We start from the raw sequence: 15,222 nt of genomic DNA, 5'->3' as shown, positions 1-15,222 counted from the left end.
GATATAACAAATAAAGAGGTATACTGATATAAGAATAGCGGAAGCTCCTTGACCAGGGGCTCCAGCTAGATTTATTGAGTACATAATTGGAGGGTCATAAATGGTTAATCAGGAACGTCTTTTGAATGAATTTTTGGAACTTGTCCAAATTGATTCAGAAACAAAATTTGAGACTGAAATTGCGAAAGTGTTAAAGGAAAAGTTTACTGAATTAGGTCTCGATGTTTTTGAGGATGATACAACGGCTATTACGGGGCATGGAGCAGGTAACTTGATTTGTACACTGCCTGCTGTGAAAGAAGGAGTAGACCCTATTTATTTCTCCTGTCATATGGATACCGTTACACCTGCAAAGGGAGTTAAACCTTCCATAAAGGACGGCTATGTTGTTACAGATGGTACGACGATTCTTGGTGCTGATGATAAAACGGGTATAGCTGTGATGCTTGAAACGGTCCGTCTGCTAAAAGAACAAAATATTCCACATGGTTTAATTCAATTTGTCATCTCTGTCGGTGAAGAGTCGGGCTTACATGGTGCAAAAGCAATGGATCCATCATTAATAAAAGCAAAATATGGCTATGCCCTTGACAGCGATGGCTTGGTCGGAAACGTAGTTGTAGCAGCTCCTACACAAGCAAAAGTAAAAGCGGTCGTCTACGGAAAAACTGCTCATGCCGGTGTAGCTCCTGAAAAAGGAGTTTCTGCGATTACGATAGCTGCGAAATCAATTGCGAGGATGCCATTAGGAAGAATCGACCATGAAACCACTGCCAATATTGGCCGTTTTGAAGGTGGTCAAGCTACAAATATCGTTGCCGACCGTGTGGATATTTTAGCGGAAGCTCGTTCGCTTATCCCTGAAAAGATGCAGGCCCAAGTCAACAAAATGAAGGAAGCATTTGAAACCGTTGCAGAGGAAATGGGCGGCAGGGCAGAAGTCGATGTCGAAGTCATGTATCCAGGTTTCAAATTTGGCGAAGGTGACCAAGTGGTGGAAATCGCACGCAAGGCGGCAGCAAAGATTGGCCGCAGCTGTGAACTTCAACATAGCGGCGGGGGTAGTGATGCTAATGTATTTAATGGCTTTAATATTCCAACCGTAAACCTGGCTGTTGGTTATGAGGAAATTCACACAACAAATGAGCGTATGTCGGTTGAAGAATTATATAAGCTTGCTGAAATGACTATTGCCATTATCGACGAAGTGACGAATCAATAATCTAGCTAACAGAAGGAGAGCCAACCGGCCTCCTTTTTTGGTATAATAAAAAAATAGAACAAATGTTTTAAGGGTGTGTTCGTCATGAAGGAAATGTATCCGAAAAACGGACGAGTTATTTTACATGTAGATATGAATAGCTTTTACGCTTCTGTTGAAATGGCTTATGATCCTGAACTGAAGGGAAAACCGCTTGCCATTGCGGGAAACGTTGAGGAGCGAAGAGGAATTATTGTCACCTGCAGCTACGAAGCGAGGAAGTTTGGTGTAAAAACAACCATGCCGCTTTGGGAAGCGAAAAAGCTTTGCCCGCAACTAGTGGTGATGAAACCGAATTTCGAACGATACCGGGCTGCATCGACCGCCATGTTTGAAATACTTAGACAATATACGGAGCTTGTAGAACCTGTCTCGATTGATGAAGGTTACATGGATATTACCGAAAGTTTTTCATTAGGAAGTCCAATTGAAATTGCTGAAAGTATCCAAAAAAGAATCTTAAAGCAACTGGATTTACCGTGCAGTATCGGGATTGCCCCGAATAAATTTTTAGCAAAAACCGCTTCTGATATGAAAAAACCGCTTGGAATAACTATCATGCGGAAACGTGATATTCCTACAGTACTGTGGCCCTTGAATACGAATGAAATGCATGGGGTTGGTAAAAAGACTGCTGAAAAATTACAAACAATTGGAATCCATACGATTGGAGACCTAGCTAAAGGAAATGAAATCCAACTAAAATCACTGCTCGGAATTAATGGGTTACGGATAAAAGAAAGGGCTAATGGAATTGACTTTCGACTTGTTGATCCTGAATCAGTATCAGAATTTAAAAGTATCGGAAACTCCACGACACTGCCTAGAGATATTAGCAATCAACAAGAACTGTTCCAGGTGCTTGAGGGATTGTCGGAGACTGTTTCGACGAGATTAAGGCGCAAAACAGTTATGGCATCGGCTTTGGCAATTACGATCCGTTATAAAGACCGGAAGACAATTAGCAAAAGTATGAAACTCCTTAACCCGATTAATCATCAGAATGATATTTCCACGATTGCGAAGCAGCTGTTTTTAAAAGCTTGGAATGGCGACCCTGTCCGTTTGTTGGGGATAACTGGGAATGACCTGGTGGAACAGGATCATGCCTATAAACAGTTGGATTTATTTTCTTTTGAAAAAGATGCCAAGAAAGAGCCGCTCTTAAAAACCCTTTCCAGCCTGCGTGAAAAATACGGAAAAAATATTATTGAAAGTGCCGGTTCCAATAATAATGAACAAGCTGAAAATATTGGAACGGGGACCAGCTTTAATAAGGATTTTTTACGTTCGTTTCCCGAAAAAAAGAAGGACAAACACTAAAAAGCTCCACTTTGCTCATAACAAAGGGAGCTTTTTTCGTATCTTGCATTATTTACAAATATCAACCTCTAAATCAGTAACAGGCCACCAGAAGAAGCCGTCTTTTTCGAGTAGTTCATCTGCTGCCTTAGGACCCATCGTTCCGGATTCATAATTAGGAAATTCTGCTTTCGTTTTTTCCCAATCAGCTGAAATCTTATCTACAAAAGCCCAAGAGTATGCTACTTCATCCCAATGTGTGAAATTGGTGGCATCCCCTCTCATACAATCGTATAAGAGTTTCTCATATCCTTCCGGAGTATTCATCGCATGAATGCCCGTATTGGCAAAGCTTAATTTTACTTCTTGGGCATCAAGATGTCCACCCGCTTTTTTAGCATTTAGATGCAGCGTGATACCTTCTTCCGGCTGAATGTGGATAACTAGGAGATTCGGATTCAACATTTTTTCAGGTTGATAATATAAATTCATCGGGATGTCTTTAAATTGTACAACAATTTTCGTTGATTTAGCAGCCATCCTTTTACCCGTACGGATATAAAATGGTACACCCGCCCAACGGAAGTTATCAATCATAATCTTTCCAGCTACAAAGGTTTCGGTATTGGATTCTTTATCAACCATTGTTTCATCACGGTATTTAGGAACTTTAACATCATCAATGGTTCCTTCACCATACTGGCCGCGGACAAAATATTGCTTTACTTCTTCACCCTCGACGGTTCTTAGGGATCTAAACACTCTAACCTTTTCAGACCTTACTTCGTCGGTGGTAAGACTGATTGGCGGTTCCATTGCAAGCAATGCCACCATTTGCATCATATGATTTTGCAGCATATCCCGAAGAGCACCACTTGTTTCATAATAACGTCCGCGCTCTTCGACCCCAAGTGTCTCACTTGACGTAATTTGAATATTCGAAATATATCGGTTATTCCAAAGCGGTTCGAAAATAGCGTTGGCAAAACGAATTACCTCTATGTTCCGTACCATTTCTTTTCCTAAATAATGGTCAATTCGGTAGACCTCTTTTTCGGAAAAGGCGCTTCTGATTTGTTTATTTAACGTTTTGGCTGATTCTAAGTCATGCCCAAATGGTTTTTCGATCACAAGGCGCTTATAACCTTTTACATCTGTCAGCCCATCTGATTTTAAATGCAAGGCAATTGGACCAAAGAATTCCGGAGCCATCGCCAAGTAAAAGATTCGATTCCCCTCAAGGTCATAAGTCTCATCAATTTGATCTGCAAACTTTTTTAATGATACGTATGAATTTGAGTCTGCAACATCATGTGATTGGTAGTAAAAATGGGAAGCAAACTCATCCAAGTTCTCTTTGTTCCCTAATGCCGAAATCACCGATTCCCTAACGGATTGCTGAAATTCGTCATTGGACAGTGATCTTCTAGCAACACCAATCACGGCAAATTTGTCTAGCTTATTCCGTGAAAACAATCGGTAAAGTGAAGGGAATAATTTTCGTTTGGCCAAATCTCCAGTTGCTCCAAATATCATTATTAATGATGTCATGTTTTGTTCCACGTTTTGTAACCTCTTTTCTCATAGCCTAGTTATGTATTTTTTTGCTTTTATATAATTTATCTGTTTTTTTTAGGTTTCGCAAATATATTGAATTGCATGTAACAAAATATTTTGTTTCGGATAATGAAGTTAGTCCTAAGTAAGCATAAAAAAAGAGTTTGTGATATAGTTATTCATAACGAAAAATGGAGAAGAGAGGAGCTTTTTATTTGGATTTATTTTTCTTAGGAACAGGCGCTGGGATGCCGGCAAAACTACGAAATGTTACGTCCATAGCCCTCAAATTACTTGAAGAGCGGGGGGCGGTCTGGCTATTTGATGTTGGCGAAGCAACACAGCACCAAATATTACATACCTCCATTAAACCACGGCGGATTGAAAAAATATTTATTACCCACCTTCACGGCGATCATATCTATGGGCTTCCGGGGTTATTATCTAGCCGCTCATTCCAAGGTGGAGAAACGGAAGTTACCGTTTATGGACCAAAAGGCATTAAAGAATATATTCAGATTAGTCTTTCTTTAAGTCAAACGTATTTGAAATACCCATTATCTGTAATTGAAATTTCCGAAGGTATTATTTTCGAGGATGAGCAATTCACAGTGGAAGCACGGCGGTTAGACCACGGAATTCCTTCCTACGGCTATCGGATTGTTGAGAGGGACAGACCTGGTACACTGCTTGCAGACAAATTGAAGGAAGCGGGGGTACAGCCAGGACCTATATTTAGAAAAATAAAAAATGGTGAAACGGTCACACTCGAAGACGGCAGGGTCATTGAACCGGACAAGTTTCTTGGACCTTCCCAAAAGGGGCGTATCGTCACCATCCTTGGTGACACCCGTTATTGTGAAAATTCGCGGTGGCTGGCTCAGGATGCTGATTTCTTAGTACACGAAGCTACCTTTGCAAAAGGGGAGGAGCAGCTTGCATTTGACTATTTTCATTCGACAACAAGACAGGCAGCAGAGATTGCTATTCAAGCTGACTGCAAACGATTGTGTCTCACCCATATAAGCTCCAGGTATGACCGGCAGGCATGGCTCGAACTTGTTGGCGAAGCACGAGAGGTTTTTCCGGAGACCGACATTGCCGAGGATTTTAAAGAATTTAATATCCCGTCTAAGTAATAAAAAGCACTACCGAAAATTCGGTTAGTGCTTTTCATATTAAAAAAATCCCCTTTCTATAGGGATTTTCCTACATTTAGTTCCGAGCTTAATGCTTTTCCCATTTTTTTTGATTGCTCTGTAGCAGCCTTTATACAAGAAATAAATGCTTGCTGTACCCCGTATTCCTCTAGAACATGGATGCCCGCTTCAGTTGTTCCGCCAGGGCTTGTCACTTCGCGCCTCAGCTGTTCAGGTGATTTAGAGGAATTCTTCACCATTTCAGCAGCACCGATAAGAGTTTGAACGATTAGTTCTTGGGCTATTTGCTTATCGAGGCCAATCTCATCTGCGCTATTTTCCATTGCTTCGATAAGATAATAAATATAGGCCGGACCACTTCCAGACAATCCTGTCACAGCATCGAGCTGCTCTTCCTCAACCAATTTTGCTAAACCAACCGTTTCAAAAAGACTCTTAATGGTTTCTAACTGCTCATTCGTTACCCGTTCATTTACGGCAATAGCAGTAGCTGATTTTCCAACTGCTGCCGATGTGTTAGGCATCGACCGGGCTATTGAAAGTGGTTTTCTTGCTAGTGTTTCAATTGTACTCATTGATACACCTGCTAAAACCGAAACAATAAGCATGTCCTCTGTTAAATATTCGCGAATCTTGTCAACCGCGCTATCAGCATCCTTTGGCTTCATCGCAAGCATAACGATATCTGCGCCTTCAAAAAGAGTGTTCAACTCATACGTACTAGAGATGCCATATCGTTCCTCAAGGAGCTGCAATCTATTTTTATTGCCATGATTTGTCACCCAAATGTGTTTCTTATCAATTAGTTCATTCTCAATGATGCCTGAGATGAGGGCTTCCGCCATGGATCCAGCACCTATAATCGCAATCTTTTTCATTGTTACTCCTCCTATTGAAATGAAGTGATTATGCTTGAAGACAGCCTGTTTGTCAAGGTTAATTATAAGAATTTTTCATTTTTTCCAATAAAGGTTCTTTAAAAGTGACATTAAGTAAAAAAATGGCTAAAATTTAATTAATAAACTAAATGACACATAATGTTCATTATTTTAAAATATATTTTTTAACCAAAATAAGGAGTTTATTTATATGACAGAATGGAAAGATGGAATTGCGAAGATCACATTGCCAACGCCGTTTCCAGTGGGAGATGTTAATGTCTATTTGATAAAGGGTGAGCGCTTAACACTTGTGGATGCCGGAGTAAAAACAGATGAGTGCTGGAATTCCTTTAAAGAGCAGCTTGCTGAATTAGATTTAAGCCCCAGGGATATTGAGCAAGTTGTTCTTACCCATCATCATCCTGATCATGTTGGGATGCTTGAATTTTTTTCTGATTCATTGGAGGTATTCGGACACCCCCTAAATGAACGATGGATCCATCCAACCGAAGATTTTTTTCAATTACAAGAAGAATTTTTTAAAGCAACATACAGAGAGTTTGGTTTACCTGATGAATTTTTGCCTTTTCTATCTAAGCTGCGTAATACTTTTAAATATTCGTGTAACCGCTCGTTGACAGGCCATTTAGTCGAGGGAATGAATCCTATCGGACTTAGTGAATGGCGGATTTTAGAAACACCAGGCCATGCCCAAAGTCAAATTGCGCTCTTTCGAGAAAAGGATGGAATCCTGATTGCTGGTGATTTGATTTTAGCTCATATTTCACCTAATCCCTTACTAGAGCCCCCTCTGCCTGGTGAAACAGAAAGGCCGAAACCGCAGCTCCAGCATAATGATTCTATGAAAAAACTGTTATCCTACCCAATTCAATGTGTTTATACAGGTCATGGGGAGGAGGTCACTCAATTAGCCGAGCTAATTGACAAGAGACTCACCCGGCAGCATGAACGTGCAATGACAGTGTATAGCTGGCTAAAGGAAGAACCGCTCACAGTCTTTGAAATCTGTAAACGTCTTTTTCCAACGGTCTATCAGCGTGAATTGATGTTAACGATATCGGAAAGTGTGGCCCAGCTTGACTATTTATCATCTATCGAGGAAATTATTAGTAGTACTAGTAAGCCTGTTTTCTATCAAGCAAGGGTATAGGTAGTTAGGGCTGTAACTCTGATGAGGTGTTAAAATGGTGAGGGAACAATTGAAAGGTAAAAATATTGTCATTACAGGTGCTTCCGGCGGAATTGGCGCAGAAATTGCCAAGCTTTGTGCTGAGAGTGGCGCTAATCTTGTTCTGTTGGCACGGAGTGTGGATAAACTCGAGCAGCTTCAAGTAAACTTAGAGGAACACCATCACATACGAGTGGATGTGTTCAAGCTTGATGTATCAGATACAGATCAAATTAAAGAGGTCTTTGAACAAATCTTTGAACAAATAGGTAACATTGATATTCTCGTTAATAATGCGGGATTTGGGGTGTTTCGTGAAGCCCATGAAGCCACGATGGACGAAATGAAAGGGATGTTTAATGTTAATGTCATTGGCTTAATGGCATGTACCAGCATGGTCTTGCCGAAGATGAGGGAACGCCGCTTTGGCCATATTATTAATATTGCCTCTCAGGCAGGAAAGCTGGCGACGCCAAAGTCGAGTGTTTATTCGGCTACAAAGCATGCTGTTCTCGGCTATACAAATGCCCTAAGAATGGAGCTTGATGATTATAATGTTCATGTGACATCGGTAAATCCGGGACCGATAGCGACTAACTTTTTTAATATTGCTGATAAACAAGGCACTTACGTGAAAAATGTACAGAAGTTCATGCTGGAGCCTGGCTATGTGGCTCAAAAAGTAGTTGATAGCATGCTGACTAAAACAAGGGAAATCAATCTACCGCGTTGGATGAACATGGGAAGCGTTGTTTATGTTCTATTCCCACGGCTGTTTGAGCGAATTGGAAAACGAGTGCTTAATTCTAAATAGAGAGTTGTATTAAGCTGCTTTTTGAAAAAGAAGGCAGCTTTTTCATGATATAAGAAAGTATAAAAGTTTTGACTTTGAGAATTGTCTAGCTCCAGCGCCTAGCCCCTCGAGGTCATAAGCATATCCAGTTGCGGCTCCTTGGGACGCAAGTCTAAGCCATCCCCTAAAGAAGGCAAAAAGAGCCTTCTTACAGGGGCCGTCTTAGCCTAGAGTCCCAGGGCAGTCGCCTCCACATTTAGGTCAATCCGTCCAAAAGGTTAAAAAGCAACCTTTTGGCCGGCTCGTCTTATGCTTGGCTACAGAAAGCTATCGCTTTCTGTACGCATTAAGGGCGACTAGTCTTTGACCTGCTTTCGCCGGCCAGTCGACAAGTCGCCCTATATCGGGGCTGACCAAGGCGCTTGCGCTTTTCTTATTTCTCTTTTTTAGAAATGGTATAATGAATTAATTCTTAGATAGATTGAACTGTCTTCGGGAAGGAGTCAGGGATTTGAGTATTAAAATAAATCAAAAAATGATTAAAGAATTGTGCGGGGCTGTCTCCTTTAAAAGAGGGGAGGCATTTTTTCGCTCTAATAAAGTATTGTTTGAACAATATGGACCTGAGCGGTATAAAGCAACCGTCTCCGGAACAGAGAATTTTTACGTGGTGATTGAAAAGGAAAACGATGAGCATTTTCTTTCTAGATGCAGTTGCCCTAAGCTCGCATCTTTTCAAAAGGATTGTCAGCATATTGCCGCCGTTTTGTTAGCCATTCATGATTTTCAAATAAAAGGAACCAGCCCGGTTAGATCTGCTGAGGTGAACCAAGGGGAATTGGCTGAAGGTATGCTGAATATTTTTCAAAGCAAACAAAGACGACCGAGCGGTCATCAGCTTCATTTTGAAAATAGAGCAGTTCTTGATTTGGAGTTTATTATTAAACCTATCATCGATAATATGGGATATCCTTCACTTGGAGTTGAGCTGTTTATTGAACGGACTAAAGTACAGCATATCAGGAGTTTCCTTGAAGGAGTCCAATCAGGTCAGTCATGCAAGCTTTCTAGCGTGTTTTTGTATGATCCGAGCCTGCATTGTTTTCAATCAGAGGCAGATTCGGTTATTCAGCATCTCATTCAGCTAATCCATGATGGGGCAGATTCTTCCGTTTTTAACAACGCAGAACTGCTGCCGATTCCACCGTCTTCTTGGAAGCAGCTGCAAAATTTGTTAACGAGGGCGCCCCTCGTAAAGTTAGAACATGACGGGTTTACTTTTAATCCTTTACAAATAACAGAAGAATTGCCGCCCTTACAGTTTGAATTTTTGGAGGCTGAAACCACTGGCTATTGGTTAAAGGTAAAAGGGCTATCGCGTATGGTTGTTTTAAATGCCTATGGTTCCGTATTGTCTGCTGGTAAAATAATTAACTTAAATGCTGAGGATTGTCAGCATTTGGAAGAGATTAAAAAGATGCTGGATATCTCAGGAACGAACCAAATTTTTATTCACCAAGAGCAAATAGCGCCCTTTTTCGAAAAGGTTGTTCCAGGTCTGAGAAGATTAGGTCATGTCCAGTTATCAACTGCCCTTGCTAGAAAGTTTATGAAAACGCCGTTGACAGCGAAACTATACTTAGATCGGGTAAAAAATCGTCTGCTGGCCGGGCTGGAGTTTCATTATGAAAATCTCGTGATTAATCCTTTGGAAGATAACACTGTCTTTGCAGGCGTTCGGATTATCAGGGATAAAGAAAAGGAAGAGCAAATTTTAGAAGTAATGGAGGAAAGCTCCTTTGTTAAAACGGACAGCGGTTATTTTTTACACAATGAAGAATTAGAATATGAATTTCTTTACCATGTTGTCCCAAAGCTGCAAAAGCAGGTACAAATTTATGCGACGACTGCAGTAAGAAATCGAATCTTTAGAGGATCCGCCCCCCCAGCTCTCAGGGTAAGCTTGAAAAAAGAACGAACAAATTGGCTGGAATTTAAATTCGAGCTCGATGGCATTTCTCAGCAGCAAATCAAAGAGGTATTAATGGCATTAGAAGAAAAGCGTAAATATTACCGTCTGCCGCGCGGCAGTCTTCTCTCGTTAGAGACAAGAGAGTTTGAAGAAATTCAGCGTTTCTTAAAAGAACTTCCTGTCCAGAGGGATGAGATTGAAAACATCTTTGAGGTTTCCATTATGCAGGGACTCTCGCTGTTTGATTCGGTGGATGACAGTAAGGTGCTAAGGCTGGAGGAATCTTTTCAACAGTTTCTTGAGACATTAAGAAATCCCAACAATCTAAGCTTTGAGGTGCCGGTTAGTTTGGAGTCTATTCTGCGTGACTATCAAAAACACGGTTATCGATGGATGAAGACCCTTGCCCATTATGGTTTTGGCGGAATTCTTGCGGATGATATGGGACTTGGGAAAACACTGCAGAGTATTACGTTTATTTTATCGGAGCTTATCTCTATTCGGAATCGAAAACAGCCGGTTCTAATCGTTTGTCCGTCCTCTTTATCCTATAACTGGTTAAATGAAATAATGAAATTTGCTCCGGAACTGCAAGCCATTGTTGTTGACGGAAATCAGCGGGAAAGGTACAGGATTCAGGGTGAGGCCATGGAAATGGATGTAGTCATCACCTCCTATCCACTGCTGCGGCGGGATATTCAATGGTATGAGAAACAATCCTTTCATACCATCTTTTTTGATGAGGCACAGGCCTTTAAAAACCCGATCACGCAAACGGCAAGGAGTGCAAAAAGACTTAGGTCTGACTATCGCTTCGCTCTCACCGGCACACCGGTTGAGAATGCACCAGAAGAATTGTGGTCTATTTTTCATGTTGTCTTTCCTGAATTATTTAAGGGATTAAGAGAATTTAGCCATCTTTCCAAGAAGAAGATCGCTCGTAGAGTGCGCCCCTTTTTGCTGCGGAGGATGAAAGAGGATGTAGCTTCTGAGCTTCCTGAAAAGCTCGAATCCCTAGAAATGGCAGAGCTTCTTCCAGACCAAAAGAAGCTATATGCAGCTTATTTGGCGAAATTAAGGGAGGATACGTTGAAGCATCTTGATAAGGAGACGATTAGGAAAAATCGGATAAAAATTCTCGCTGGTTTAACCCGTTTGCGGCAGATTTGCTGCCATCCAGGCCTGTTTGTTGACGGTTATAAAGGGAGCTCTGCAAAATTGGATATGCTGCTCAGAATTGTGGAAGAGTCCAGGATGTCCGGGCGCAGGGTCCTGATTTTTTCACAGTTTACTAAAATGCTTGGATTAATCGGACGAAATTTGAGCATGATGGGACTGCCTTTTTTCTATCTGGATGGTCAAACTCCCTCTCAAGATAGAGTAGAAATCTGCCGCCGCTTTAACCAAGGTGAACGGGACTTTTTCTTGATTTCATTGAAAGCCGGCGGGACAGGCCTTAATTTGACAGGAGCTGATACCGTCATCCTGTATGATATTTGGTGGAATCCTGCCGTTGAGGACCAAGCAGCCGACCGGGCCCATCGCATTGGTCAAAAAAATGTTGTCCAAGTGATTAAACTTGTTACTCGTGGGACAATCGAGGAAAAAATCAGTGAACTCCAGGATAAAAAGCGGCACCTGATTGAAGAAATTATTCATTCTTCTGACGAAAAGGACACTTCTCTTTTAACCGAGGAGGATATCCGTGAGATCCTTTCTTAATATACAAATGATTTGAAGCCCCTTTTTTAAAGAGGCTTCATTTTAATTAGTTAAAAATTCATAAACCACATCATTTACAACCTCATATAAATCCGCTTTGGGCTCTCCCTCTTTCAATTGAAGGATCCGTTTTGTTAACAGCTCCATATCCTGTTCGCTAATCGGGCTGGAATCCGTTTCGTAATATTGCTTAAAACAATTTTTTATCATTTTGACGACTAATTTTTTCTCCATCAACGACACCTCACCTCATTATAACGCTTTTCGCTATTGGAAACCGCTCAAAAAATTTCCATTGAATACGAACGCATATTCGCTTAAAATATGAATAGACTAAAGAACAAACGTTCGATATTTAAATTGTGAGGGAAAAGTCATGATTGATTACAGCGCAATGCCGAAAAATAAAATTTTATGTGTGGACATGAAGAGTTTTTATGCAAGCTGTTCCGCTGTTATGGAAGGTCTTGACCCTTTGAATTGTTATTTAGCCGTTGTGGGTGAGAAAAAGCGGCAAGGGAGTATCGTGCTTGCGGCTTCGCCTCGCTTAAAAAAGGAATTTGGCATTAAGACGGGTTCACGTCTGTTTGAAATACCAGATGACCCCAAGATTAAAATTGTCGAGCCAAAAATGGCCACTTATTTACGGATTTCAACTGAAATTACCCGTGTATTTAACCGCTATGTTCCAAAAGAAGCCATCCACGTCTATAGTGTTGATGAAAGCTTTATTAGAGTGGATGGTGCCGCTCATTTGTGGGGCGATGCCTGTACCATTGCCAAAAAAATAAAAAAGGATATTGAGCGGGAATTCCAGCTGCCATCTGCCATTGGAATTGGACCTAATATGTTATTAGCAAAGCTTTGCCTTGACCTTGATGCTAAGAAAAAAGGGGTGGCGGAATGGACATATGAGGATGTTCAGACAAAACTTTGGAACGTGTCACCACTTCGAGAAATGTGGGGAATCGGCAGACGTGTTGAAAAAACTTTAAATAGCATGGGCATTTTCACCGTTGGCCAATTAGCCCGTTATGATTTAAAAAAGCTGGAAAAGAAATTCGGGATTATGGGAAACCAGCTTTATTATCATGCTTGGGGAGTAGACCTATCTGATTTAGGAGCACCCATTATCGAAGGGCAAATCAGCTTTGGAAAGAGTCAAATTTTGTTAAGAGATTATAAACAGGAAGAAGAGATTAAGGCCGTCATGTTAGAAATATGTGAAGAGGTCGCCAGAAGAGCACGTACCCATCGAAAAGCGGGAAGAACGATTAGTCTAGGAGTGGGCTATAGTCAAGATGAATTTGGCGGCGGCTTTCATCGTTCCCGAACGATCGGACAGCCAACAAATGTAACAATGGAGCTTTACCGTGTCTGCCTCGAATTATTTAACGAACATTATAGTGGAAAAACGGTAAGGCAAATTTCAATCGCGATTGGAAATATTGTCGACGACCGGGAACTGCAGCTTGATTTGTTTGACATGGGGGCGTCTAAGCGGCGGGAGCTTGGGTATGTGGTTGATTCAATCCGCAGGCGTTTTGGGTCAGGTTCTTTGCTCCGGGCTGTTTCCTATACGGCTGCCGGAACCGCTAAACATCGAGCGACATTGGTTGGGGGACATAAAATGTAATGAAAGAAGGAAATACCTATGATTCGTGACCGTGGAAAAATCAAATGGACGTCCATGATGCTTCCTGAACACGTCAAATTACTTAGGGATTGGGTAAAAGAAGATCGATACGAGCAGAAAAGGGAAATGGATGAGCAGCAGCTAGAGCTTATGAACGAAACCTTGTCCGAAGCAATTGAGTTTAACCAGTTTGTTACAATTACTCATTATCGGAATCAAAACTATGAAATGGTAATTGGTAAAATTCATTATTGGGATGAATTAACGCAAAAGCTTCATGTGGTAGACCGTTTTGAAGAGGTGCACCAGATACGGATTCCCGATATTGCTGATATTCGGTTAACTGATATGTAACATATAAAAAGAGCGGCTTAGCTGAAAGCCGCCCAAATTATCTATTCTTCCTTATTCACTCTAACTTGTGATTCAAACTTTCCTTTGTGAGAGCCGTCGCAGAATGGTTTATTATTAGACAAACCACAGCGGCAGAGAGAAAAGGATGGCTTAGTAGAATAAACATTGCCTTCGCCATCAAGTAATTCCACATCTCCGGTAATTCTCAGTGAACCATTATCATTAACCTTTATTTGGACCTTTGACATGTTAAGCACCCCTTATAAAAATTCGTCTTAACAATGAGAATAAATGGAATTACAAGGAAAAGCAACCAGAATATAATCAGAAATTTTAGCTTGGAAGTGCATGGTCCACATATTTTTGCAAAAATTCATCAATCGCACGTTCATAATCAGCGCGATTTTCATTGAAAGACTGGGCATGACGTCCATTTTCCGCAATATAAAGCATTTTTGGGCCCTTTTTTTGCTCAAATAAATCCTTTGACATAGAAGGCAAAATAAAATCATCTTTTTTACTATGGATAAACAATACGGGGTGTTTAATATTTTCGATGACCGCAATCGGAGAAACATGCCGTATCGAATATTTGTCGCGCAGGCGTAAAAATGCATCCCCAATTGGCAGTAAGAGGCCCGGGATGATTTTAAAGTCTTTTTTAATAAGATAGGCAAGCTGATCCTTGAAATCAGAAAATGGACAATCCGCAATGTAAAAATCGGCCCCGTCCTCTAATAGTCCGGCATACAAAAGCATTGTTGCCGCACCCATGGATTCACCGTGAATCCCAAGTTCAAGGCGAGGGCCTATCTCCGTTTTTAGCCAATCAACAACGGTTTTTAAATCGAACTTTTCATAGTGGCCAAAACTAGTTGTTTTTCCACCCGATTCTCCGTGGCGGCGGTGGTCGTATATTAAGGTGTTAAAGCCGCGCTCTAAGAAAAGGTTTGCATATTTAATCGAGTTAATTTTGGTCTCCGTTACACCATGGGAAATAATCACATAACGATTCGTATCGTGCGGTTCAACAAGCAGAGCTTTAATGGTATATCCAAATGGAGAGGAAATGTCGACATCACGCTTTGGAAGTGACTCAAATTCTTCTGGATTATATCTGCCAGCTTCCTTTTCCCGCCTTAAAATTAATTCCTCGTCCTTCTTTTTCATATACATCAGACGGTTTGTAAAATACAAACCGAGAGATACCCAGAAAAACAACAAAACAAACAAAGCCCGGAATGCCTTTTTCATATGGCACCTCCCACAGGAATAAAGTTAGTATTAAAATATGTAAAACAACTATACAGTGCCCATAAATTAACAGATTTAATTTTAACATAGAAAAAGCCGCTGACACCAAAACGCGGCTTTAGGTATTAAATTAGGGGTTCA

General features: G+C 41.0%; 13 protein-coding genes. 8 read left to right on the top strand and 5 right to left on the bottom strand.

The genetic code is table 11. From position 1 onward, the window contains the following. The first annotated feature begins 100 nt into the window (after positions 1-100). Together AAHB15_RS19520 and AAHB15_RS19515 are read left to right on the top strand one after the other, a co-directional pair. A complete protein-coding gene (locus tag AAHB15_RS19520; RefSeq protein ID WP_342043128.1) occupies positions 101-1,222 on the top strand; it encodes a tripeptidase T in 1,122 nt (373 codons plus the stop codon). Positions 1,223-1,306: 84 nt separating this feature from the next. Then, positions 1,307-2,584, top strand: coding sequence for a DNA polymerase IV (locus AAHB15_RS19515; RefSeq protein WP_342043127.1), 1,278 nt, complete (start codon positions 1,307-1,309; stop codon positions 2,582-2,584). Between the two features lie 48 nt (positions 2,585-2,632). Here AAHB15_RS19515 and zwf read toward each other — a convergent pair whose 3' ends face one another. After that, positions 2,633-4,099, bottom strand: coding sequence for a glucose-6-phosphate dehydrogenase (gene zwf, locus AAHB15_RS19510; protein ID WP_335572427.1), 1,467 nt, complete (start codon positions 4,097-4,099; stop codon positions 2,633-2,635). Between the two features lie 236 nt (positions 4,100-4,335). Here zwf and rnz point away from each other — a divergent pair, with 236 nt between their 5' ends. Further along, positions 4,336-5,259 carry a ribonuclease Z gene (gene rnz / locus AAHB15_RS19505; protein WP_335572395.1) on the top strand — a complete coding sequence of 308 codons (924 nt, stop codon included), beginning with the start codon at positions 4,336-4,338 and terminating at the stop codon, positions 5,257-5,259. A 56-nt stretch (positions 5,260-5,315) separates the two neighbouring features. Here rnz and proC read toward each other — a convergent pair whose 3' ends face one another. Then, on the bottom strand, positions 5,316-6,158 hold the full coding sequence (proC, locus tag AAHB15_RS19500; protein ID WP_335572396.1) for a pyrroline-5-carboxylate reductase: 843 nt from the start codon (positions 6,156-6,158) through the stop codon (positions 5,316-5,318). A gap of 211 nt (positions 6,159-6,369) precedes the next feature. Here proC and AAHB15_RS19495 point away from each other — a divergent pair, with 211 nt between their 5' ends. From AAHB15_RS19495 to AAHB15_RS19485, 3 genes are all read left to right on the top strand, one after another. Continuing rightward, entirely contained in the window at positions 6,370-7,332 is a 963-nt protein-coding gene (locus AAHB15_RS19495) for an MBL fold metallo-hydrolase (protein ID WP_342043126.1), read from the top strand. 34 nt (positions 7,333-7,366) lie between these two features. Continuing rightward, complete coding sequence (locus AAHB15_RS19490; RefSeq protein ID WP_335572398.1) at positions 7,367-8,164, top strand: SDR family NAD(P)-dependent oxidoreductase; 798 nt, start codon at positions 7,367-7,369, stop codon at positions 8,162-8,164. 490 nt (positions 8,165-8,654) lie between these two features. Next, positions 8,655-11,837: a DEAD/DEAH box helicase gene (locus AAHB15_RS19485; RefSeq protein ID WP_335572399.1), complete on the top strand. Its 3,183-nt coding sequence runs from the start codon at positions 8,655-8,657 to the stop codon at positions 11,835-11,837. A gap of 42 nt (positions 11,838-11,879) precedes the next feature. Here the strand turns inward: AAHB15_RS19485 and AAHB15_RS19480 are convergent, their stop codons facing one another. Continuing rightward, entirely contained in the window at positions 11,880-12,071 is a 192-nt protein-coding gene (locus AAHB15_RS19480; protein WP_098532466.1) for a YqzH family protein, read from the bottom strand. 142 nt (positions 12,072-12,213) lie between these two features. On the opposite strand from AAHB15_RS19480, the gene AAHB15_RS19475 reads away from it, so the two are divergent. Both AAHB15_RS19475 and AAHB15_RS19470 read left to right on the top strand, forming a co-directional pair. After that, entirely contained in the window at positions 12,214-13,473 is a 1,260-nt protein-coding gene (locus tag AAHB15_RS19475) for a Y-family DNA polymerase (RefSeq protein WP_144563060.1), read from the top strand. A gap of 18 nt (positions 13,474-13,491) precedes the next feature. Next, positions 13,492-13,827: a YolD-like family protein gene (locus AAHB15_RS19470; protein WP_335572400.1), complete on the top strand. Its 336-nt coding sequence runs from the start codon at positions 13,492-13,494 to the stop codon at positions 13,825-13,827. Positions 13,828-13,868: 41 nt separating this feature from the next. Here AAHB15_RS19470 and AAHB15_RS19465 read toward each other — a convergent pair whose 3' ends face one another. Together AAHB15_RS19465 and AAHB15_RS19460 are read right to left on the bottom strand one after the other, a co-directional pair. Beyond that, positions 13,869-14,075 carry a CDGSH iron-sulfur domain-containing protein gene (locus AAHB15_RS19465; RefSeq protein WP_098532463.1) on the bottom strand — a complete coding sequence of 69 codons (207 nt, stop codon included), beginning with the start codon at positions 14,073-14,075 and terminating at the stop codon, positions 13,869-13,871. 85 nt (positions 14,076-14,160) lie between these two features. Further along, positions 14,161-15,081, bottom strand: a complete 921-nt coding sequence (locus AAHB15_RS19460; RefSeq protein WP_342043125.1) for an alpha/beta hydrolase — start codon at positions 15,079-15,081, stop codon at positions 14,161-14,163. Positions 15,082-15,222: the final 141 nt, after the last annotated feature.

Source organism: Bacillus sp. OTU2372 (assembly GCF_038440275.1).
Classification (GTDB): domain Bacteria; phylum Bacillota; class Bacilli; order Bacillales; family Cytobacillaceae; genus Neobacillus; species Neobacillus bataviensis_B.
Note: the sequence above shows the minus strand (reverse complement) of the source record. Positions and strands in the feature narration are given on the sequence as shown.